This is a genomic window from Streptomyces sp. NPDC043996, from assembly GCF_056435225.1.
Genome location: NZ_JBWKEY010000011.1, coordinates 69734 through 90548 on the forward strand (window position 1 = coordinate 69734; position 20815 = coordinate 90548).

A 20815-nucleotide genomic window follows, 5' to 3' on the forward strand; every position below is an offset into this window, starting at 1 on the left:
CCGGCACCTTTCCGAGGCGGCCGTCCTGACGGAGGCGGCCGTCCTGGACGAGGTCGGCGTGCTGGCGGAGGCGACCGTGTTCGACGAGGCGTGCGCCGCCGTCACCGCGGTGGCCGAGGGGCAGGCCGACGCCTGGGACCGGGCGGGGCTGCTGCCGGTGGACGCGCTGCGCAAGCTCGGCGCGGACGGGCGGCTGTGCGCGCAGGTCCCGGCCGCGTACGGCGGTCTGGGCCTGTCCAGCGCCCTGGGCGGCGCCTTCACCGCGCACACCGGCGCCCTGTGCAGCTCGCTGCGGAGCGTGATGACCTCGCAGGGCATGGCGGCCTGGACCATCGAGCGCTTCGGCACCGCCGAGCAGCGGGCGGCGTTCCTGCCCCGCCTCACCGGCGGCGACCTCGCGGCGGCCGGGTTCAGCGAGCGCGGCGCGGGCAGCGATCTGTCCGCGATGACGACGCGGGTGCGCCGCGAAGGCGACAGCGTCGTCCTCGACGGACACAAGGTGTGGGTGACCGCCGCGCACTACGCCGATCTGCTCGTCGTGTTCGGCAGATACGAGGACGGCGTCGGCGGCGGCGTCGGCGGCGATGGCGGCGAGGGCATGGGCGGCGCCGGGGACGAGGCCGTGGCGGTCGTCGTCCCCGCCGACGCTCCCGGCGTACGCGTCACCCGCGTCCCCGATCCGCTCGGCTGCCGCGCGGCCGGGCACGCCGACCTCCACTTCGACGGGGTGCGGGTCCCGGCCGCGCACGTGCTCGGCGGCTCACCGCTGCCGCTCGCGCTCCTGGTCACCACGGCGTTGGCGTACGGCCGCATGTCGGTGGCGTGGGGGTGCGTGGGCATCCTGCGCGGCTGTCTGACGGCGGCCGCCCGGCACGCCGCCACCCGCGAGCAGTTCGGCGCCCCGCTGGGGGAGCACCAGCTCGTGGCCCGCCACCTCGCCGAGCTGTTCGCGGCCGAGCAGACCGCCACGCGGGCCTGCGAGCACGCCTCGCGCTGCTGGGACGACGGCTCGCCGGAGCAGGTCGTGGCCACCGTCCTGGCCAAGCACGTCAGCGCGGGCAACGCGGCCCGGGGCGCGGCCACCGCCGTCCAGGTCCTGGCCTCGGCCGGGGCCAGGGACGGGCACGTGGTGGCCCGCGCCCACCGGGACGCGAAGCTGATGGAGATCATCGAAGGCAGCAACGAGATGTGCCAGCTGATGCTGGCGCGGCACGTCCTCGGGGGCGTCGCGTGAAGGGAACGTCAGTGACCACCACCGGAGCGAACACGGCATCGGCGGCGACGGGAACGCAGGCACCCCTCGTCCCGCAGCACCCCATATCCAGCGCGCCGCCCGCACCGCACCAGGCGGCCCCCTTGGTGAAGTGCCTGGTCTGGGACCTCGACAACACCCTGTGGCGGGGCACCCTCCTGGAGGACGGCGAGGTGACCCTGCCCGACGCGCTGCGCGAGGTCATCGTGGAGCTCGACTCACGGGGCGTCCTGCAGTCCGTCGCCAGCAAGAACGACCACGAGACGGCGTGGGCCCGCCTGGAGAAGCTGGGCGTCGCCGAGTACTTCGTACTGCCGCAGATCGGCTGGGGCCCCAAGTCGGAGTCGGTGCGCCGGATCGCCGACACCCTGAACTTCGCGCTGACGGCCATCGCCTTCATCGACGACCAGCCCGCCGAGCGGGCCGAGGTCACCTACCATCTGCCCGAGGTCCGCTGTTACCGCGCGGAGGCCGCCGAAGGCCTGCCCGGTCTGGCGGAGTTCACCCCGCCGGTGCGGACGGTGGACTCACGGCGGCGGCGCGAGATGTACCAGGCGGGCTTCCGCCGCGAGGCGGCCCGGGCCGAGGCGAAAGGACCCGACGAGGACTTCCTGCGCTCGCTGCTCCTGGACCTGTGCATCGGCCGCGCCACGGACGAGGAGCTCTCGCGCGTCGAGGAACTCACCTTGCGCACCAGCCAGATGAACGCCACCGGCGTGCACTACTCCGACGCCGACCTGCGCCGGCTGCGCACGGACCCCGATCACGAGGTCCTGGTTGTCACGCTCACCGACCGCTTCGGCCCGCACGGCGCGGTCGGCGTGCTGCTCCTGGAGCGCCGCCCGGGGGCCTGGCACCTCAAGCTCCTCGCCACCTCGTGCCGCGTGGTGTCGTTCGGGGCGGGCGCGACCCTCCTGAACTGGCTCGTCGACGAGGCGGCCCGCGCGGACACCCATCTGGTGGCCGACTTCAGGCCCACCGACCGCAACCGCATGATGGAGATCGCCTACCGCTTCGCGGGCTTCACGGACGACGACCCGTGCTCCTGCGTCGCGACCCTCCCGCAGGCGCCGACGGACGACCTCCAGCGCCTGCACCTGAGGCCCGAGCCGCGCCCGGCGTCGACGACGATGAAGGTGACCGCGGTGGCGCTGGGCCGGGACGCGGCGGAAGCGGACTGAGGAAAACCGAGGAGACTGAGAAAGGCTGAGGAAAGCGAGCGGGAGCTCGGTGCGATGGGAAACGCACCGAGCTCCCGCATCCGCCTCCTGAATTCCTAATGCTTGCGCACCAGCGTGATGCCGTCCGCCATCACCAGGAGTGAGATATCGACGCGCTCGTCTTTGGCGAGTGCCACGTTGAGTTCACGCATGGCCACGGTGTCGGCGTCATCGCATTCCGGCTGTGCGACGCGCCCGAAGAGCAGCGTATTGTCGATCACGAGGAGTCCGCCGCCGCGGGTGAGGGCGAGCGACTTCTCGTAATAGGTGCGGTAGTTGGCTTTGTCGGCGTCGATGAAGGCGAGGTCGAACGCCCCGGGCCCGCGCTCCGCGAGCAGCGCGTCCAGGGTCTCTGCCGCGTCCCCGACGCGCAGGTCGATCCGCTCGTCGACGCCGTCCCGCTTCCAGTAGGCGGCCCCCACTTCGGGCCACCGATCCGTGATGTCGCAGGTCACGACGGTGCCACCGGGCGGAAGGGCACGGGCCATGCACAGCGTGCTGTAGCCGGTGAACGTCCCGACCTCGAGCACCGAGCGGGCGCCGGTGAGCGCGACGAGCAGCGCCAGTAACTGGCCCTCCTCCGCCATGACTTGCATGGTCGTGCCACCGGGCAGCTGCGCCGTTTCCTCCCGCAGTTCCCGGAGAATGTCGTCGTCGCGCAGGGATACGTCCCGCACGTAGGAAAGAAGGAGGTCGGTGGAATCGATCTGGTAGGCCATGAAGGCAACACCCGTCTCTCGGCGGCGCATTGAACGTGTGGCAGGGAAACTCCCTTCATGACGGTAACACCCCGCTCTCTCGCAGACTCCTGAATGACCCAACGAAAATGATTCGGGTATACGTTCCGAGCGCCACCGAGCAGCGGCCTCGAAAAGCAGTCGCGCACGGCGGAGCCGGGAGATGGGCGACGGAATTCCCCTGCTGGCGACAGCAACCCGCTGCTATGGTGCGCCGATGTCATCGATCAAGAAGGTCCAAGTCACGTTCGACTGCGCGGAACCTCGGCGCGTCGCCCGCTTCTGGTGCGAGGTCCTCGGGTACGTCGCACCGCCGCCGCCGGAAGGTTTCGCCACGTGGGAGGAGTTCGACCTCACCCAGCCCCCCGAGAAGCGCGACGCGTGGTTCGCGGCCAGTGACCCCGAGGGCGTGGGCCCGCGCCTGTACTTCCAGCGCGTTCCCGAAGGCAGGGTCGTCAAGAACCGGGTGCACCTCGATGTGCGGGCCGGTACCGGGCTCGTGGGGGAGGAGCGCCTGGCCACGCTCGAGGCCGAGTGCGCGCGCCTGGTCGCGCTGGGCGCGGTGCGCGTGCAACTGCTGCCCGCCGATGGTGAGAACGAGTCCTGCATCGCGATGCAGGACATCGAGGGCAACGAGTTCTGCCTCGACTGAGCGCCCCCCGAACACGCTGGAACACGCTGGCGGAAACTCAGTACCCTGCTGGCCGGAAAGGGCGGAGACTCCTCCCATGGCAGACATGGAGTCGTTCCGGGAAGCGGTCACCGCGTGGGCGGCCGGTGGTCCCGGCGGCCCGGCGCGTGAGCTGGCCGAGCAGCTGTCCGTCCGGGCGGTCGTCCTGCTCGAAGGGCCGAGTGACGTCGCCGCGGTCGACGCCCTGGCCGCGAGCCGTGGCCGGGACCTGGCGGCCGAAGGGATCTGTGTCCTGTCGATCGGGGGCGCGATGAGCGTCGGCCGCTTCGCCCGCCTCCTCGGCCCCGCCGGCCTGGGCCTGCGCCTGGTGGGCCTGTGCGACGAGAGGGAGGCCCGCTACTACGCCCGTGCCTTGGAGGGCACGGGCACGGGCACGGCCCGGCAGGACTACTTCGTCTGCGCGGCGGACCTGGAGGACGAGCTCATCCGCGCCCTTGGCGTGCCCCGGGTGGAGGAACTCGTGCGGGCCGAAGGCGACCTGCGCGCCCTCCAGACGTTCCTGCGCCAGCCCGCCCAGCGGGACCGCACACAGCACCAGCGGCTGCGGCGCTTCTTCGGCACGAAGAAGGGCCGCAAGATCCGCTACGGCCACGTCCTGGTCGACGGCCTCACCCCGGACCGCACCCCCGCCCCGCTGGAGCGCCTGCTGGCATCGCTGTGACCAGCGGATACGGGTTTCCCGTCGGGGACTGCGGGCACGCCTCGACGGCCAGTGATCCCGACTCCCCCGTGTCCCCGCGCCGCGGGTGACGTCATGCGGCCGCGTGCTGAACGCGCGGATGACCGATGAGTTTCTCCGCCACGCACCGTCAGAGAACATGGAGGCGCGCCCGTGGCCAAGTGTTCGGCTCGCGGATGTGCCGGACCAGACTTGTCGAGAGCCGTACCCGAGGAACCGAGGTATCCAGAATGCGCACTCTGATCAGCACGGCGTTCATGTCGCTCGACGGCGTGGTGGAGGCCCCGGGCGGCGAGCCCGGCTACCGCAACTCCGGGTGGACCTTCAAGGACGTCGAGTTCCTCCCCGAGGCGTTCGAGATCAAGGCCCGGGAGCAGCAGGAGGCCTCGGCGATGCTCCTGGGCCGCACCAGCTACGAGGCGTTCAGCCCGGTGTGGCCCGACATGGAGGACTTCGCCGACTACAAGCTGATGCCGAAGTACGTCGTCTCCACCACCCTCGCGGACAAGGACCTGGTGTCGAACTGGGGCGAGACCACGATCCTGCGCACGCTCGACGAGGTCGCCGCGCTGAAGGAGACCGAGGGCGGGCCGATCATCATGCACGGCAGCGCCACGCTGAACCGGAACCTCTCGGACGTCGGCCTGATCGACCGCTACCACCTGCTGGTCTTCCCGCTCCTCCTCGGCGCGGGCAAGCGGCTGTTCAGCGACACGGACAAGGACACCCAGAAGCTGAAGCTCGTCGAGCACGAGGCCTACGCCAATGGCCTGCAGAAGAACGTCTTCGACGTGATCCGCTGACCGTGACCGCGCGCGGGAAGCACCGCGCCGCCACGGCTCACGCCGCCACGGCTCACGCCTCCACGGCCCGCGCCTCCACGGCCCGCGCCTCCACGGCTCACGCCTCCACGGCCCGCGCCGTCGTAGCCCACGGCGTCACACCATGGTGTGACGATCGGCGGTGGAGGCGGCACCCGCTCGTTATCGTCCGCGCCAGAGGATCACGTGCGGCGGCGACGGGCGGAGGACGGTATGCGGGTGCGCGGCCTGCGGATGGCGGCTCTGGCCGGGGCGGCGGCCGTCGTCGCCGCGCTGGCCTCCCTGGCCGCGAACGCCGCCACGTCGGCGGAGCGCTGGCCGGGACCGCTGGACCTGCTCCGGCGGCACGCCTGGTGGTCCGTCGCCGCGCTGGCCGCCGCGACGGTCCTCCTCGCCGCCGCATCGGCCTGGCGCCAGGAGCGGCCCGCCGCCGCGGCCGGTGACCCTCCGCCCCCCGCCCCCTCGCCGGTCCCGGACTGGGTGGTCGACCGCGGCGAGGGCGGGCGGGCCGCCGCCGCGGTGTGCGCGAGGCGGCGCACCGCGGGCCGTGCCGTCGGCATCACCACCTCCCTGGAAGGCGCGGGCGGGTTCGGCAAGACCACCCTCGCCGCCGTGGTGTGCGCGAGCCCCAAGGTCCGGCGCCACTTCCGCGGGCGGATCTTCACGGTGACGATCGGCCGCGACGTGCGCGGCCGGGCGGCGGTCGCGGCGAAGGTCGCCGAGGTCACCCGGTTCGTCACCGGCGACCCCACCGCGTACGACGACCCCGATCTGGCGGGCGCGCACCTGGGCCGCCTACTGGACGAACGGCCGCGCACCCTCCTCGTCCTGGACGACGTGTGGGAGAGCGCGCAGCTCGCCCCCTTCCTCCAGGGCGGCGAACGGTGCGTGCGCCTGGTGACCACCAGGGTCCCCGCGCTCCTTCCGCCCGGCAGCGCCCGCGTGCGCGTCGACCAGATGTCCCCGGCCCAGGCCCGCTCCGTGCTGACCTGGCGACTGCCGCCGCTGCCGCCGACGACCGTGCGGGACCTGCTCGCGGCCACCGGCCGGTGGGCGCTCCTTCTGCGCCTGACCAACCGGCTCATCGCGGGCCGGGTCGCGACCGGCGCGGACCCGGCGGCCGCCGCCGGGCAGGCGCTGCGCGCGCTGCGCACCGGCGGGCCCGCCGCCCTTGACGCCCCCGCCACCGCCCTCGACCTGGACGACCCCTCGCGCCGGGCCCGCGCGGTGCGCGCCACCGTGGAGGCCGCCCGGCTGCTCCTCGCGCCCGGCGGCGCGGACCGGCTCGCCGAACTCGGCGTGTTCGTCGAGGGCGAGGCCGTCCCCGTGCCGCTGGCCGGCGGGCTCTGGCAGCGCACCGGCGGCCTCGACGAGGCCGGGAGCCGCGACCTGTGCGCCCAACTGGACAGCCTCTCCCTGATCTCCCTCACCGCCGGGAACGGCGGCCGCCTCACGCTCCACGACGTGCTGCGCGACTACTTGAGGGAAGAACTCGGACCGGAACGCCTGACCCGACTGCACGGCGACCTCCTGGACGTCTCGGTGCCGACCCGCCCCCACGACGGCCGAAAGCTGCCCTGGTGGGAGACCACGGAGGGGTATCTGCTCGACCACCTCGTCGCGCACCTGCGGGGCGCGGGCCGGGACGCGGAAGCCGAGCGACTCGCCGGGGACATCCACTGGATCGAGGCGCGCCTGCGCCAGCGCGGCCCGACCGGGCCCACGCGCGACCTGGCCCAGATCCCGACGGCCGCGGCGGCGGAGCGGGGCCGCGACCTCGGCCGCGTCGCGCACCTCCTCGGCCCGCTGCACGCGGGGCCCCTCGCGGCCGGGCACGACGCCGACCGGCTGCTCGCCAACGTGCTGCACAGCCGTCTGGCCCCCCTGCGGCTCTGGTGCATCCCGGTCATGGCCCGTCAGCTCAGCGCGTCGGCGCGCCCGCTGCTCGCCAACCGGTGGACCCCGCCGGACCTGCCGCCGACGCGACTGCTGCGCACTCTCGTCGGTCACGAAGGCGTCCCGCACGTGGTCGCGGTCGCCCCGGACGGACTCTGGCTGGCGACCGGCGACGAGCGCGGAGAGGTGCGGCTGTGGGACATCCGGTCGGGCCACTGCACCGCCGTGCTCACCGGACACCAGGCCCCCGTCACGGCCCTGGCCGTCGCCCCGGACGGGACCTGGCTCGCCAGCGGCGGAAGTGACCGCGAGGTGCGGCTGTGGGAGGTGCTCTCCGGCAGCTGCACGACGGTCCTGACCGGCCACACGCGCGGGGTGGAGGCGCTCGCCATCGCCCCGGACGGGACGTGGCTGGCCGCGGCGACCGGGCGCGTCGTGCGGCTGTGGCACGTCGGGACCGCCACCTCCCGCGTCGTGCTCAAGGGCCACCGGGGGAAGGTGTGGTCGGTCGTGATCGCCCCGGACGGCAGCTGGCTGGCGACCGGTGGCGAGGAGCCCAGGGTGCGGCTGTGGGACGCCGCGACCGGCCGCTGCCGGGCGACGCTGGGCGACTACGGTGCGTGCTGGCTGGGGATCACGGCGGACGGCGGCCGGGTGGCCACCGGAAGCGGCGGGGACCGGGTGGGACTGTGGGATCCGGTCAGCGGCGCGTTGGTGGCACGCCGGGGCGGCGGGCGATACGAAAAGTGGGGAGACGCCGGGGCCCTCGCCCCCGACGGAACCTGGGCGGCCGCCGCGACGGACCGGACCGTGCGGGTGTGGGACCTCGTCGAGGAGCGCCCGCGGGGACACGAACTGGAGGGCCATCAGCAGGCGGTGACCGGTGTGGCGGTCGCTCCGGACGGCTCCTGGCTGGCCAGCACGAGCCGCGACCGCACGGTCCGGCTGTGGGAGACCGGGGCGGGCCCCGACGACACGGTGTACTCCGGCCGCGACGAACCGGTCCAGGCGCTCGCGGTGACGCCCGACGGAACGCGCGTGGCCGTGTCGGGCCGCGGCGGGGTCACCCTGTGGGACACCGCGCAGGCCCATCCGCGCGGCGTTCCGGTCGGCGGCATCCATGACGTGCTCTGCGTCGCCTACGCGCCGGACGGCCCGTGGTGGGCCGAGGCCCGGCGCGACGGCACGGTCGGGCTCGTCGGTGAGCTGCCGGGCGGGCAGGGTGACAGGGTGCTGCTCCACGAGCCGACGCGGCTGCCGGGCGGCGACGCCTCACCGGTCACGGCCGTCGCGGTGGCGCCCGACAGCACCTGGCTGGTCAGCGGCAGGCACGACGGCACGGTCCGGGTGTGGGACGTCGCCACGCGCGCCTGCGCCTCCCTCCTTTCGGCGGACGGCAGCCCGGTCACCGCGGTGGCCATCGCCCCGGACGGCAGCTGGTTCGCCTCGGCCGACGAGGCCGGACGCGTACGGCTGTGGGACACCGCGTGCGCGACCGGCCTGCTCACCCTGGAGGACGGGCCGGGCGCGGTGCGCGGCCTCGCCGTCTCCCCGGACGGCCTCCTCCTTGCCTCCGGGCACGCCGACGGCGGAATCCGCCTGTGGGGCGGGCCCACTTGGACACGAACAGGGCTGCTCACCGGCCACACCGGCCCCGTCGACGCGGTGGCCTTCACCGCGGCCGGAACCGCGCTCGCCACCGCGGGCCGCGACGGCACCCTGCGCGTGTGGGACCCGCGCGCGGGGCGCGCCCTGGCCGCCGTACGAGGCGAGGGTCCCCTGACGGCGTGCGCCTGGCTGCCCGACGGCCGGGGCCTGGCGGCGGGCGGCGAACGCGGGCTGCACCTGTACGACTTCCGCGCTTGAGCGGCGGCCCCGACACCCCAGAAGGGACCTAGCCCAGGGCGCGGGCCCGCCGGAGCACCTCGGCCGGGGCCTTGGCCACGGAGCCGGTGTCGAAGGGGGGCTGCGGGTCGTACTCGGTGTAGAGCTGGATCGCCTGCGCGGTCACCTCGTCCGTGAGCAGCGCGGCCAGTTGGACGGCCATGTCGATGCCGGAGGAGACCCCCGCCGAGGTGATCACCCGGTCGTGCCGGACGACCCGCTCAGGGGTGTAGGTGGCGCCGTACGACTCCAGGGAGGCGGCCGCGTCCCAGTGCGTGGTGGCGGTCAGCCCTTGGAGGAGACCCGCCGCGCCGAGCACCAGGCCGCCGGTGCAGACCGACGTGGTGAAGCGGGTGCCCGCGTGGATCCGGCGCACCCAGTCCAGGAAATCCGGGTCGCCCACCATGGTCTTGAAGCTGCCCCCGCCCGGGATCAGCAGGACGTCGCACCGCTCCACCTCCGCGTACCGCGTGGGTACGTGCACGGGCAGGGAGCCCAACACGTCCCGCACCAGGCCGGGTTCGGCGGTCACGAACCGCACCGTGGCCCCGGGGACGTACGCGAGGATCTCGTACGGGCCGATCGCGTCGAGCGGCTCGAAGTGGTCGAAGAGCGGGATCACTATGTCCATGCGCGGCAGCATAACCAGCACCCGATCATGGATCGCCGGGCGTGGGGCCGCCGCGACGCCTCCGGCGCGGGCATCGTGTCGCGGCGGCCCTTGATCGTGGCGTCAGCCCTTGATGTTGACGTCGATACAGGCGTAGAACGCGTTCGCGGTGTCATAGATGTTCCACACCGCGAGCACCTTGTGGCGTCCCGTGATGCCGCCGAAGTCGACGGTGTGCGTCACGTTCGCCGCCGGCATGGCGCCGCCGTCGTTGATCTCCTTGACCTTCTGCCCGTCGACGAAGTACTGCCAGGTGCTGGTGCGATGACGGGCCGTCAGGCGCCAGGTGAACTGCTGCGAGCGGCTGACGTCGGAGACCCGCCAGCCCTTGCGGTCGTCGTCCAGGTCGGCGAACCGCGCGTTGCCGCCGCTGCAGCTGCGCAGGCCCTTGGGGCCTTCGACGCTCTGCGGCTCCCACTTGATCTCACCGCACTGGACGGTGCCCGCCGCGCACTGTGCCTGACGGCTCGCCGGTGAGTTCACATAGCCGTGCGCGCTGACGGGGGTGACCGACGCGAGGACGAGGAGGGGCGCGCACGCCGCGCCTAATCCCACGGCCAGCTTCCGCTTGGTGTTCATCACTGCTCCCTCTGAGGTGGGGGGACGAGGGGTGGGGCGGCCCGGCGCCTGGGCCGACCCATTGGCCTAGACCATACTGATTGACGGGGTCGCGTCAAGAGGTGCGGCGCGGGGGAGTGGTGCGGGTGTGTCCGGTGCGTCAGCCGGCCAGCCGTTCCACCAGCAGGAAGCCGCCGATGGCGATCATCATGGCGCCGGAGGCCCGCGTGACGGCCCGCGCCGCCGAAGGGCGGGCCCGCAGGACGGTGCGGGCGAGCACGCCGACCGCGAGGTAGACGACGGCGCAGGCCGTCATGTGCAGCACCCCGAGCAGCCCCGTCTGCGCGGCGACGGGCCACGCGCCCGCCGTGTCGATGAACTGCGGGAACAGCGAGAAGTACAGCAGCACCGCCTTCGGGTTGAGGCCGCTGATCCCCATGCCCCTGACCATGACCTGCGCGGGTGAGGCGGCCACCGTCTCCTCGGCCGCACCCAGGGCGGCGGGCCGCGTGAGGACGCCCCAGCCAAGCCGGACCAGGTAGGCGGCCCCGGCGACCGTGAGCACGGTGAGGACGGTCGCCGAACTCGCCACGATCACCACCAGACCGGCCACCGCGAGCAGCGTGTAGCCCGCGTACCCGGCTATCAGCCCGGCGACCGCGGGCACGACCGACCGGTCCCGCAGGCCCGCCGAGATCGCGTACGCCCAGTCCGCGCCCGGAGTGACCACCAGCAGCACATCCACCGCCACGAAGGCCGCCACCGTCGTCGTGTCCATCGACCGTTCCCTCCCGCGTTCCCGAATCCCGGGCCCCTAGGGCCCTTCTGATGGATCTCCGCGGCGTCGCGTCGCCCGGCACGCCCTCTCGCCGCACCGGACGAAAGCCCAAGTAGCTCCGCTACTAGGACTTCCGCCCGGCACGCCGAGAGCACGCACCGAACGCCGCTCCTTCACCCACGGAGATCCATCAGAAGGGCCCTAGGGCGGGATTCCTTGATCCGGAAGGGAAGGTTAGGCGCGATGTGCCCAAAAATGTTTCTGTACTTACTTCATGATCGCGTCCTGTGGAGGAGAATCTTCCCCATGGACGCCCTGGACCGAAAGATTCTTACCGAGCTTCAGCTGGACGGCCGCCTCACCGTCACCGAGCTGGCCGCGCGCGTACGCCTGAGCGTCTCGCCCTGCCACCGCCGCCTGCGCGACCTGGAACGCGAGGGCGCCATCCGCGGCTATCGCGCCGTCGTCGACCCGGCGGCCGTCGGCCTGCACTTCGAGGCCCTCGTCTTCGCCACCCTGCGCTGGGAGGACCGCGACACGGTGACCGCCTTCGAGGAGGCCGTGACCGAAGTCCCGCAGGTCATCCAGGCCCAGCGCCTCTTCGGCGAGCCCGACTACCTCCTGCGCGTCGCCACCACCGACCTGGCCGCCTACCAGCAGCTCTACGACCAGCACTTGGCCAAGCTCCCGGGCGTCCAGCGCCTGACGTCCACCCTCGTCATGAAGAACGTCATCGCCGAACGCCCCCTGCCGGAGTAGCCCGTGGTGCTGGGCCCGTAGCCGCCGGGCCCGGGATCACAGGCGTACGAGCGCCTCGCGGGTCAGGTCGGACAGGGCCGGGTAGCCGTCCACGGCCATGATCAGGTCGGCCTCCGCGAGCAGGGAGCGCAGCACGTGGACGACGCCGTCCGCGCCGCCGACGGCGAGGCCGTAGGCGTACGGGCGGCCGACGCCGACGGCGGTGGCACCGAGGGCGAGCGCCTTGATGACGTCGGCGCCACCGCGTACGCCCGAGTCGAAGAGCACGGGCAGTCCGTCGGCGGCGTCGACCACGGCGGGCAGCGCGTCCAGGGCGGGCAGACCGCCGTTGGCCTGCCTGCCGCCGTGGTTGGAGCAGTAGACGCCGTCGACGCCGCCGTCCCTGGCGCGGCGGACGTCCTCGGGGTGGCAGAGCCCCTTGAGGATGATCGGCAGCTCGGTGAGCGAACGCAGCCAGGGCAGGTCCTGCCAGGTCAGCGGGTTGCCGAAGACGCTGATCCACTCAAGGACCGCCGCCCCCGGGTCGTCGTCGGGCGCCTTCGCGAGGCGGGCGCGGAAGACGGGGTCGGTGAAGTAGTTGGCGAGGCAGTGGCCGCGCAGCAGGGGGGAGTTGCCCGTGGCCAGGTCGCGCGGCCGCCAGCCGGTGACCCACGCGTCGAGGGTGACGACGACGCCCTTGAACCCGGCCGCCTCGGCGCGCTGGACGAGACTGGCGGCCAGTTCGCGGTCCGCGGGCGGGTAGAGCTGGAAGAAGCCGGGGGTGTCACCGAGTGCGGCGGCGACCCGCTCCAGCGGGTCGACGCCGAACGTGGAAGCGGCCATCGGCACTCCCGTACGCGCCGCGGCACGGGCGGTGGCCAGGTCGCCGTGGCCGTCCTGGGCGCAGAGCCCGATGACACCGACCGGTGCCATGAACAGCGGCGAGGGCAAGGTGTGGCCGAAGAGCTCCACCGACATGTCCCGGCGGGCGGCGCCGACCATCATCCGGGGGTACAGGCCCCACCGCTCGAAGGCCCGGACGTTGGCGCGCTGGGTGTGCTCGTCCCCGGCTCCACCGGCCACGAACGACCGGACGGACGGCGGCAGGGCCGCAAGCCCCCGCGCCTCCAACTCCTCGAACGTCAAGGGCAGGGCGGGCGGCACGCCGCGCAGGCCGTCGAAGTAGATCTCGTTCTGGTAGTCACCGAACTGCGGTTTCGTCATGGTGTGCCTTCCTGTACGGGCGCCGGGACCAGCGGGCGTGCGAACGAGCCTGTCGCGCCTCTCTACCGCCACCGGCCCCCCTCCCGAAAGCCGCCGTATCCGGACACCCTGACCAGGACGGCACCGGGACGTGCCCTCTGGAGAAGATCACGTAGGCCGTTGACCTCGAGTGCGATTGAGGTTGTTGAGTGGGGGCCGGAAGAGATCACCGGCCCCCACCGGCGGGGCCTTGAGGAGAAGGGCGATGCCGTGACCGCTGAGCGCGGATTTTCATCGATCATCGACTACACCGTCGACGGCCCCGAGACGCAGAAGGAACTGGTGGCGGCGTTCGCCGCGATCCAGGAGCGATGGGTGCGGTTCTACCCGGGGTACCGGTCGGCCCGGTTCCACGTCAGCACCGACGGCACGCGGGTGATCAACGTGGTGGACTGGGCGAGCGAGGCGGACTACCGCCACTTCGTCGCGACGTCGGACACCGACGGCCGCATGGCGGCGATCCAGTCCGCGTTGGAGGGCCTCTCGGGCAAGGCCGAGGCCAGGATGACCGGCGCGCCGACGTACACGGTGGTACGGGAGATCGGCCCGGGGCCGCGGTCCGAGGACTGACGCGGACGCTGCGCTAGCCGTGTGCCAAGGCCGCGCGGTTTCAAGGTTTCACGTGGAACGTCCTGTTTGGGGAAGGGCGTTCAGGGCCTGTCCGGCGGGTCGGGTGAGGTCGGTCGGGTGGCATGCGTGGTCGGGGCCCTGGCGTAGGAGCCCCGACCTGGTCCTCCGGCGTTACCCGAACGTGTTCCTGCCGCAGTAGCCGTGCGCGGTGCCGAGCACCCGCGAAGCCTGCTTCCCGGTGAGCTCGAGCTCCCGCTTGGTCTTTTTCGCCTGGTCGACGAGGGCCTGCCCACGGGCGGCGCAGAGGGCGTTGCCATGAGCGACGAGTACGTCATCGCCGATGCGGTCCAGATCCGGGTAGTGCTTCCTGATCGTCTTGAGGTAGAGCTTGGCCGACAGCCCCGTCAGTCCGTGCCCTTCCGTGGGGTCCCCCGACGGGTCCCCGGGCGGGGTGGCCGAGGCCGACGCGGATGTAGTGGTCGGTGTCGCCGAGGCACGTGACCCACTGTCACCGGACGGGCCGCATGCTGTGGCGACGCCGCAAGCGGCGAGCGTAAGGCAGACGGCGAGCAGGGGCGGACGCTTGCGCATGAATCTCCTGGTGCGTGAGTGAACCGGGATATTTTCCCTCATGCCGGGTGCGCACCGGCATGGGGGAGCGGGACCGGGCTGTTCCTGGCGGGGCGCGCCGCCTGGGAGACTGCCGGTCTCGCCGCCGTCTCGCCGGTCGCCATGGGCGCCGTGCTCAGCCGGGGGAGCGGCCGCGACGTGTGGAGGTCCCATGGCACAGCGCCCCGGCGACGCCGCCTTCCGGGCGCGCGCCAGCGGATCCCCCCGCCCGCGAGGCGCACTGCTCGTCCGCAGCGGGCCCAGCGTCCCGCACGCCGCGGTGCTCCTGCTGCACGGCGGGCGCGCCGACGGCATCGAGGCGCCGCCCGCGCTCAATCCGGCGGCGCTGCGGATGCGCCCGATCGCCGCCGCGGTCTCCCGTGCCGTGCGGGGGCGCGCGGTGCTCGTCGCGGAGGTGCGCTACCGCCATCGCGGCTGGAACGGCGAGCGCGCGGACGCGGCGCGGGACGCCCACGCCGCGCTCGACCGGCTCCGGGAGCGGGCCGGGGACGTGCCCGTCGTCCTCGTCGGCCACTCCATGGGGGCGCGTGCGGCGCTGCGGGTCGCGGGGGAGCGGGCGGTACGGGGCGTGGTGGCCCTCGCGCCCTGGTGTCCCCCCGACGAGCCGGTCGACCACCTCGCGGGGCGGGCGCTCTATCTGCTCCACGACGAGGCGGACCGCGTCACGTCCGCCGGTGAGTCCTGGGACTTCGTGCGGCGGGCGCGCGCCGCGGGCGCCGACGCCACGGGCGTCCCCATGCCGTCCGGCGGGCACGCCATGCTGCGCGGAGCCGGCCGCTGGCACCGGCGCGCGAGCGAACTGACCACGGCACTCCTGGCGTGACAGACAGCCGCCCGCCGCGCGCCCTGGGCCGGGCAGTGTTCCCGCTGCCTCCCGCGAAAGCGGGAACACGCCGTCAGACCCTGACCACCAGCGGCTCGTGCTCACCCACGGCCTCCCCGAACAGACGTACGTCAACCCTGCCGAGGCGCGGCATGCCCATCAAGGTTTCGTCAATGAAACGGCCGGACGTCGCGCGATCCCCCAGCCCCGCTGCGATGTCAGTGCCGACTGCCATGATCCCGAGATGACCGCCGACGCCCTCACCGTTCAGCAACTCACCTCGCCGACCGACGTCACGCCCCGGCTGCGCCGCGCCCTCGCCGCGTGCTGGGTCGAGGTCACCAACGCGGGCGGCGCGGCCGGGTTTCCCTTTCCACCGGTCGGCCTCGCGAAGGTGTCCCCGGTGCTGGAGCGCATCGCCGGTGGACTGTCCCCGGACACCAGCCGCTTGCTCACGGCGACGATGGACGGCGAACTCGCAGGCTGGCTGCACATCCGCCGGGAGCGGTCCGAGCTGACCGGGCACTGGGGCAGGCTCCATCACGTCCAGACGCGCACCGCCGTGCGGGGCCGCGGCGTCGGCCGCGCCTTCATGAGAGAGGCACGCGAGGTCGCGAGGGGCGAGATGGGCCTCCCCCCCCGCTCTGAGCCCGCGCCCTCCCCCCGGTTTCCTCACCGCCGTCCGCCGAACTCCCAGTCGTGGACTTCGACGTCGGCGTAGCCGCCCGGAGCGAGGACCGCTCGTGCGGTGGCCGGGTCAGGGGACCGGACCAGCGCCGCCGTGCCCACCCAGGAGGCGCCGTCGTCCGACAGGAGCGGCCCGTACGAGATGAGGTCGTCGCGGCCGGGTGGCACGGTGGGGGTGGCGGGCCCGCTCGGGCCGAGGCCGAGCACCAGATAGCGGTTGCCGCCGGTCGGGCCGCCGGGGAAGTCCCACATCGTGCGTCCCAGGAGGTTCCGCCACCGGCGCAGCAGCACGTCCCGGTACGCCCCCGCCTGGTAGTTCGGCTCGTCGAAGGCGAACGCGCGGGCGGCGGTGGGGTCGGGCAGGTCGACGATGTGCACGCTGCCGGAGGGCGTCTCGCCGTCCTCGGCGAACGTCGGGCCGCGCGCGATCAGCTCCTTGGCGTAGCCGTCCATGTAGGACCAGTGCCGCTCCAGCAGCTCTGTGCGCAAGAGGGCGGAGCCGGGCCGGTCACGGTGGTAGCAGAAGAACTCCATGCCCCCAGACCCTTCCCCATCGCGGGCGGCGCCTCAACTGGCTTTGGGGAGGGGCGTAGGGCCGGGTTGCCGCCCGGAGGGACGAGCGCGTGAGCTCCCTCCGGGCGGCAGGGCTCCGTGACGAGCCGGTGGCGCCTCAGTCCTGGTGCAGCTTGTCGCGGCCGGAGCCGCCGGAGAGCTTGTCGGCGCCCGTACCGCCCCACAGGACGTCGTCGCCGCTGTTGCCCCACAGCTTGTCGTCGCCCGCCTCGCCGTACAGCTTGTCGTTGCCCTTGCCGCCGTGGAGGGCGTCGGCGCCGCCCTTGCCGCGCAGGACGTCGTTGCCGTCGTCGCCGTGGAGCGTGTTCTCCTCGCCGGTCCCGGTCAGGGTGTCGTCGCCCGCCCCGCCGAAGCAGTCCTGCCCGCAGTGCGTGAGGGTGTCGTTCCCGGTGCCGCCGTAGGAGCCGAACCCGAACACGCCGCCACCGCCGTCGAGGCGGTCGTTGCCGCTGCCGCCGAACAGCATGGGGCCCGCGGACCCCTTGAGCACGTCGTCGCCCTTGCCGCCGTAGACCCCGGCCCACGCGTGGCTGTCGGGTTCGAGCGTCGCCGTGTCGTTCTTGTCGCCCAGGTCGATGTCGTAGCTGTCGGAGTCGTCGGAGTTCTGCGGGATCTCGACCGCGCAGCGCACGACCTTGCGGTCGCCCGGGGTGGGGTAGACGCATTCGTCGGCGCTCGCCGCGCTCGCGTCGATGGCGATGTCGTAGCGGTCGTGGAAGGTGAGGACGTAGTACGACTCGAACTCGCCGCGGTTCTCGATCTTCTCATCGACCGTCAGCTTGTTCCGCTGGCCGGAGGCGGCCTTGTACCAGAGCTCGCTGTCCTCATGGACGACGGAGGCCGTGGCCCTGGGGGCCGCCGGGAGGGCGTGGGCGCTCGCCGGTACCGCGAAGGCGGCGCCCGCGAGGGCGAGCGCGGCGGTGGCGGCGGCGGTGATGGTCCTGGAAGTGCGCATGCGGAAGTGCCCCTTCGGAATGGCGGGGTGCCGTGGTGCGTGTGGTCACCGGGTTAGACCAGGTGCCCCAGAACGGAGTTGTGCCGCAGGTCATGAACAACGGAGGGCATCCCCGTGACCGGGACGTGGACAGCGCCACAGGGCGTACGGAGGGGCAGCTTCCCGGTGCCCCTCCGGTCGCCTTGTGAGGGCACGTCGTGACCATGAAGACTCGACACGAGCCCAGGCACGGGAACCAGGGAGAGGTGTCCGAATGGAAGAGGAGCGTCAACAGCCTCAGAGTGACGGGGAGTTGGGTGAACCCTCGCACGCGGAGGGTGTCGTGGGCGCGCTCGGTGGCATCGCGCGACCGGCGCCCGAGCGGAGCACGGTGGAGCGGCTCGCGCTCCTTCAGCGCTCGGCGGGCAATGCCGCTGTGCTGAGGCTCTTGGCGGACGGCCGGGAGCGCACCGCTCCCTGAGGGCAGGGGGCCTGCCCGAAGGTGCCTGTCCCTAAGGGGGGTGGGGCTGCCCCGGCGGCCCTGCCGCGCGCCCGCGCGGCGGCGTAGAAGGGGAGGCGTTGGTTGGCGCCGAGGAGGAGGCAGCGTGCGTTCGTACGGTCAGGAGCGGGAGCCGGGACGCGGTGCGCAGCCGGGGCGCTCGCGCGGGAGCCAGCAGTCGGCCGGGCTCAACCCCCACTGGCTGCGGCATCTGCAACGCGTCGCCTCCGGCGGAGCGGGACCGGCCACGGAGGTGCGCGAGGGGGCCGAGGACCACGCGCAGGCGCAGGTGGACGCCGTGGAAGAGGCCCTGAGCTCGCCGTCGAGCCCCCTCGAACCGGCCCTGCGCGACGAGATGGAGGGGCGCATCGAGGGCGCCGACTTCAGCGGCGTCGAGGTGCACCGCGGCAGCGCGGCGCGCAAGGCCGCCGCGCTGGTGCACGCCAAGGCGTTCGCCGTCGAACGGCACATCGTCGACGGCGGCAACATGACCCTGAAGGACTGGGCGCACGAGCTGGGGCACACGCTCGACCCGGAACCCGCCCAGGGCACGGACAACGGCGCCGGGCTGCTGATCTCGCACCCCAGTGACCGTGGCGAACGGTTCGCGGAAGGAGTCGCGAACCGGGCGATGTCCGCACCCGTGCCCGTCCAGCGGACGGCGGCGGCTCCTCAGCACGCGGGGGACGAGCGCCATCGGCACGGGGCGGGGTGCGGCCATGAGCAGCGGGTCACGGCGGCCGCGCCGTCGATCCAGCGCACCCACTACGAGGAGGGTGAGACGGTCACCGCCCACCCCGGCTTCACCGTCACCTTGTCGGCGACGCTGAACGGCCACGCCATCGGCACGTTCAGCAGCGAGACCAAGCCGCACTCGCCCGGAGACCACGCCGAGGACCAGCTCCTGGACGAGATCGAGGCGAGCTTCGGCCCCTATGCGAACGCCGCCGTCGTGGCGGCCTTGAACGCGGGGACGCCCCGGAGGAGGGGAGGCCTGCGGCACGACCTCCGGATCGGCATCACCGCGAGCCCGTGCTCCACGACGTACGGGACCTGCACCAAGGCCGACGGCTTCGAGGGCTGTGCCGAACGGCTCATCGACCTGGCCCAGAACGGCTTCGCGGGGCACGCGTTCGACATCACCCTGCACGCCCACCACCTGTACCGGCCGCAGGGGGTGTCCGGCGCCAAGGAGGCGTCCAAGAGGGCGGTCTCCGCCATGAGGGCGGCGGGCATCCAGGTGAGCGTCGGCTGACGACGCCGCACGGGAGCAGGGGAGTACGGAAGCACGGGACGCGTCGCGCAGTCGGCGGGCGACGAACCGACGCCCGCCGTCCGCTTCGGTCGTGGCCGTGGGATTCAGCCCTGCGCCTCCTGCGGGCCGGCGTCCGCCGCGCGCACGGTCACGTCCCTGAGCTCCGTGCGCTCCTCCGTCCGGTGGCCGCGCGCGACGTAGTCCCGTACGACGGCCTCGACGGCGTCCTGGGGCGAGCCGACCCCGGCCAGAACCATCACTTCCACTACCAGTTCGGCATCGAGACTGATGTTGACCTTGGCCATGGCGCTCCCCGCTCCTCACTCCTGATGTCGGACTGCGGACTCTAGCGGGCGCACCAGGACCAGGCGCGGCGACCGCTGTCTCATCCGCCACCAGGGCTGTCTCCTCCGCCCCCGCTCCGGCATGATGGGGCCGCATGATCACTGTGCATCTGACGTACGAGATCGACCCGGACCGCATCGAGGACTTCGAGGAGTACGGCCGCCGCTGGGTCGTCCTCGTGAACCGGTTCGGCGGCACCCACCACGGCTACTTCCTGCCCAGCGAGGGCGACAGCGACATCGCCTACGCCCTGTTCTCGTTCCCGAGCTTCGCCGCGTACGAGAAGTACCGCACGGACAGCGCCCATGACCCCGAGTGCCAGGAGGCGCTCGAACTGGCGCGGCGGACCGCGTGCATCCGCCGCTACCAGCGGCGCTTCCTGCGCCCCCTGGAGCCCCTGGAGTCGGTGGAGCCCGTGGAGCGGACGCCGTGAAGCGCGTCGGGATCATCGGGGTGGGGGAGATCGGCCGGGCCGTCGTGACGGGCCTGTGCGACGGGCGCGGCGACGCGCCGGAGGTCTTCCTCTCGCCCAGGGGAGCCCGCACGGCCGCGGAACTCTCCGAGCGCTACGACACCGTACGGGTGTGCGCCGACAACCAGCAGGTGGTGGACCGTTCGGACCTGGTCGTCATCGCCGTGCGCCGCCAGGACCGCGACGAGGCGCTCGCCGGGCTGCGCGTGGCCGGGGACAAGGTCGTGGTGAACGTGATGGCCGGGGTCGGCGACGACGACCTGCGCGCGGCACTCGCCACCGACGTCCCGCTGGTACGGGCCATCCCCCTGCCCGCGGTACGCGAACGGCGTTCCGTCACGGTGACGTGGCCCTCGCACCCGGTGGTCGACTCCTTCTTCGACCGTCTCGGCGGCTCGCTCCCGGTCGCCGACGAGGCCGCCTTCAACGTCTTCTCCGCGCTGACGGGGACGCTGACCACCCACTACTGGTACCTGGCCACCCTCACGTCGTGGGCCGTCGGCCACGGCATCGCCCCCGACGACGCGGACCGCTATGTGCGCGGCCTCTTCCAGGGCGTCGGCCGGTCCCTGAGCGACGAGTCCCGTTCCCTCGCGCAGCTCGCCGCCGACCACGAGACCCCGAACGGAAGCAACGAACGCGTCCGTACGACCTGGTTCGGCCCGGCCAATTCCGCCGCCCTCGACAAGGCCCTGGACGACCTCCTCGCCGATCTGGAGTAGCCCGCGCCCCGGGCCGGGAGCCAGGGGCCCGCGCCCGGCGGGCGTGGGGGGGGGCGGGAAAACGTTCGGGGTCGCGCGTCGCCATCTTCTCCCATGCGCGCGTGATTCTCTCTCCCGA

24 protein-coding genes are annotated in these 20815 nt (G+C 73.0%); 14 read left to right on the plus strand and 10 right to left on the minus strand.

What is annotated here, in order from left to right; genetic code table 11:
* Positions 1 to 76 precede the first annotated feature (76 nt).
* Both AC07A4_RS27305 and AC07A4_RS27310 read left to right on the plus strand, forming a co-directional pair.
* Positions 77 to 1234 (plus strand): acyl-CoA dehydrogenase family protein, encoded by a 1158-nt coding sequence (locus AC07A4_RS27305; protein WP_478603671.1) that lies wholly within the window; start codon positions 77 to 79, stop codon positions 1232 to 1234.
* A gap of 125 nt (positions 1235 to 1359) precedes the next feature.
* The gene (locus AC07A4_RS27310; RefSeq protein ID WP_478603674.1) at positions 1360 to 2433 is read left to right on the plus strand and encodes an HAD-IIIC family phosphatase; all 1074 of its coding nucleotides are present in this window, start codon (positions 1360 to 1362) and stop codon (positions 2431 to 2433) included.
* Positions 2434 to 2528: 95 nt separating this feature from the next.
* Here the strand turns inward: AC07A4_RS27310 and AC07A4_RS27315 are convergent, their stop codons facing one another.
* On the minus strand, positions 2529 to 3191 hold the full coding sequence (locus AC07A4_RS27315) for a class I SAM-dependent methyltransferase (RefSeq protein WP_478603221.1): 663 nt from the start codon (positions 3189 to 3191) through the stop codon (positions 2529 to 2531).
* 235 nt (positions 3192 to 3426) lie between these two features.
* Here AC07A4_RS27315 and AC07A4_RS27320 point away from each other — a divergent pair, with 235 nt between their 5' ends.
* The 4 genes from AC07A4_RS27320 (at position 3427) to AC07A4_RS27335 (ending at position 9162) form a co-directional block, all read left to right on the plus strand.
* Entirely contained in the window at positions 3427 to 3861 is a 435-nt protein-coding gene (locus AC07A4_RS27320) for a VOC family protein (protein ID WP_478603224.1), read from the plus strand.
* Positions 3862 to 3937: 76 nt separating this feature from the next.
* Positions 3938 to 4561, plus strand: a complete 624-nt coding sequence (locus AC07A4_RS27325) for a TOPRIM nucleotidyl transferase/hydrolase domain-containing protein (RefSeq protein WP_478603226.1) — start codon at positions 3938 to 3940, stop codon at positions 4559 to 4561.
* Between the two features lie 248 nt (positions 4562 to 4809).
* The gene (locus tag AC07A4_RS27330; RefSeq protein WP_478603228.1) at positions 4810 to 5382 is read left to right on the plus strand and encodes a dihydrofolate reductase family protein; all 573 of its coding nucleotides are present in this window, start codon (positions 4810 to 4812) and stop codon (positions 5380 to 5382) included.
* Between the two features lie 231 nt (positions 5383 to 5613).
* Positions 5614 to 9162, plus strand: a complete 3549-nt coding sequence (locus AC07A4_RS27335) for an NB-ARC domain-containing protein (protein WP_478603230.1) — start codon at positions 5614 to 5616, stop codon at positions 9160 to 9162.
* A gap of 28 nt (positions 9163 to 9190) precedes the next feature.
* Here AC07A4_RS27335 and AC07A4_RS27340 read toward each other — a convergent pair whose 3' ends face one another.
* The 3 genes from AC07A4_RS27340 to AC07A4_RS27350 form a co-directional block, all read right to left on the minus strand.
* Positions 9191 to 9811 carry a DJ-1/PfpI family protein gene (locus tag AC07A4_RS27340; protein ID WP_478603232.1) on the minus strand — a complete coding sequence of 207 codons (621 nt, stop codon included), beginning with the start codon at positions 9809 to 9811 and terminating at the stop codon, positions 9191 to 9193.
* 102 nt (positions 9812 to 9913) lie between these two features.
* A complete protein-coding gene (locus tag AC07A4_RS27345) occupies positions 9914 to 10429 on the minus strand; it encodes a lytic polysaccharide monooxygenase auxiliary activity family 9 protein (RefSeq protein ID WP_478603234.1) in 516 nt (171 codons plus the stop codon).
* A 139-nt stretch (positions 10430 to 10568) separates the two neighbouring features.
* Positions 10569 to 11186, minus strand: a complete 618-nt coding sequence (locus AC07A4_RS27350; protein ID WP_478603237.1) for a LysE family translocator — start codon at positions 11184 to 11186, stop codon at positions 10569 to 10571.
* Positions 11187 to 11492: 306 nt separating this feature from the next.
* Between AC07A4_RS27350 and AC07A4_RS27355 the strand changes: the two genes are divergently transcribed.
* Complete coding sequence (locus tag AC07A4_RS27355) at positions 11493 to 11945, plus strand: Lrp/AsnC family transcriptional regulator (protein ID WP_478603239.1); 453 nt, start codon at positions 11493 to 11495, stop codon at positions 11943 to 11945.
* Positions 11946 to 11981: 36 nt separating this feature from the next.
* On the opposite strand, the gene AC07A4_RS27360 is transcribed toward AC07A4_RS27355, so the two are convergent.
* A complete protein-coding gene (locus AC07A4_RS27360) occupies positions 11982 to 13148 on the minus strand; it encodes an alpha-hydroxy-acid oxidizing protein (RefSeq protein ID WP_478603241.1) in 1167 nt (388 codons plus the stop codon).
* Between the two features lie 249 nt (positions 13149 to 13397).
* Between AC07A4_RS27360 and AC07A4_RS27365 the strand changes: the two genes are divergently transcribed.
* The gene (locus AC07A4_RS27365) at positions 13398 to 13757 is read left to right on the plus strand and encodes an antibiotic biosynthesis monooxygenase family protein (RefSeq protein WP_478603243.1); all 360 of its coding nucleotides are present in this window, start codon (positions 13398 to 13400) and stop codon (positions 13755 to 13757) included.
* Positions 13758 to 13928: 171 nt separating this feature from the next.
* On the opposite strand, the gene AC07A4_RS27370 is transcribed toward AC07A4_RS27365, so the two are convergent.
* Positions 13929 to 14348, minus strand: a complete 420-nt coding sequence (locus AC07A4_RS27370) for a hypothetical protein (protein WP_478603246.1) — start codon at positions 14346 to 14348, stop codon at positions 13929 to 13931.
* A 190-nt stretch (positions 14349 to 14538) separates the two neighbouring features.
* On the opposite strand from AC07A4_RS27370, the gene AC07A4_RS27375 reads away from it, so the two are divergent.
* Entirely contained in the window at positions 14539 to 15210 is a 672-nt protein-coding gene (locus tag AC07A4_RS27375) for an alpha/beta fold hydrolase (RefSeq protein WP_478603248.1), read from the plus strand.
* Between the two features lie 73 nt (positions 15211 to 15283).
* Here AC07A4_RS27375 and AC07A4_RS27380 read toward each other — a convergent pair whose 3' ends face one another.
* On the minus strand, positions 15284 to 15445 hold the full coding sequence (locus AC07A4_RS27380; protein WP_478603250.1) for a hypothetical protein: 162 nt from the start codon (positions 15443 to 15445) through the stop codon (positions 15284 to 15286).
* A 9-nt stretch (positions 15446 to 15454) separates the two neighbouring features.
* Here AC07A4_RS27380 and AC07A4_RS27385 point away from each other — a divergent pair, with 9 nt between their 5' ends.
* Positions 15455 to 15931, plus strand: coding sequence for a GNAT family N-acetyltransferase (locus AC07A4_RS27385; protein ID WP_478603252.1), 477 nt, complete (start codon positions 15455 to 15457; stop codon positions 15929 to 15931).
* Here AC07A4_RS27385 and AC07A4_RS27390 read toward each other — a convergent pair.
* Positions 15883 to 16431 carry a YciI family protein gene (locus tag AC07A4_RS27390; protein WP_478603254.1) on the minus strand — a complete coding sequence of 183 codons (549 nt, stop codon included), beginning with the start codon at positions 16429 to 16431 and terminating at the stop codon, positions 15883 to 15885. The genes AC07A4_RS27385 and AC07A4_RS27390 overlap by 49 nt on opposite strands.
* 136 nt (positions 16432 to 16567) lie before the next feature.
* Positions 16568 to 17425 carry a calcium-binding protein gene (locus tag AC07A4_RS27395; protein WP_478603256.1) on the minus strand — a complete coding sequence of 286 codons (858 nt, stop codon included), beginning with the start codon at positions 17423 to 17425 and terminating at the stop codon, positions 16568 to 16570.
* A gap of 322 nt (positions 17426 to 17747) precedes the next feature.
* On the opposite strand from AC07A4_RS27395, the gene AC07A4_RS27400 reads away from it, so the two are divergent.
* Positions 17748 to 17885: a hypothetical protein gene (locus AC07A4_RS27400; protein WP_478603259.1), complete on the plus strand. Its 138-nt coding sequence runs from the start codon at positions 17748 to 17750 to the stop codon at positions 17883 to 17885.
* 124 nt (positions 17886 to 18009) lie between these two features.
* Positions 18010 to 19158 (plus strand): eCIS core domain-containing protein, encoded by a 1149-nt coding sequence (locus AC07A4_RS27405; protein ID WP_478603261.1) that lies wholly within the window; start codon positions 18010 to 18012, stop codon positions 19156 to 19158.
* Positions 19159 to 19262: 104 nt separating this feature from the next.
* Here the strand turns inward: AC07A4_RS27405 and AC07A4_RS27410 are convergent, their stop codons facing one another.
* Complete coding sequence (locus AC07A4_RS27410) at positions 19263 to 19463, minus strand: type II toxin-antitoxin system VapB family antitoxin (RefSeq protein ID WP_478603264.1); 201 nt, start codon at positions 19461 to 19463, stop codon at positions 19263 to 19265.
* A 134-nt stretch (positions 19464 to 19597) separates the two neighbouring features.
* Between AC07A4_RS27410 and AC07A4_RS27415 the strand changes: the two genes are divergently transcribed.
* Positions 19598 to 19936, plus strand: coding sequence for an NIPSNAP family protein (locus tag AC07A4_RS27415; protein WP_478603266.1), 339 nt, complete (start codon positions 19598 to 19600; stop codon positions 19934 to 19936).
* Positions 19933 to 20697 carry an NAD(P)-binding domain-containing protein gene (locus AC07A4_RS27420; RefSeq protein WP_478603268.1) on the plus strand — a complete coding sequence of 255 codons (765 nt, stop codon included), beginning with the start codon at positions 19933 to 19935 and terminating at the stop codon, positions 20695 to 20697. The genes AC07A4_RS27415 and AC07A4_RS27420 overlap by 4 nt, the downstream gene beginning before the upstream one ends.
* Positions 20698 to 20815: the final 118 nt, after the last annotated feature.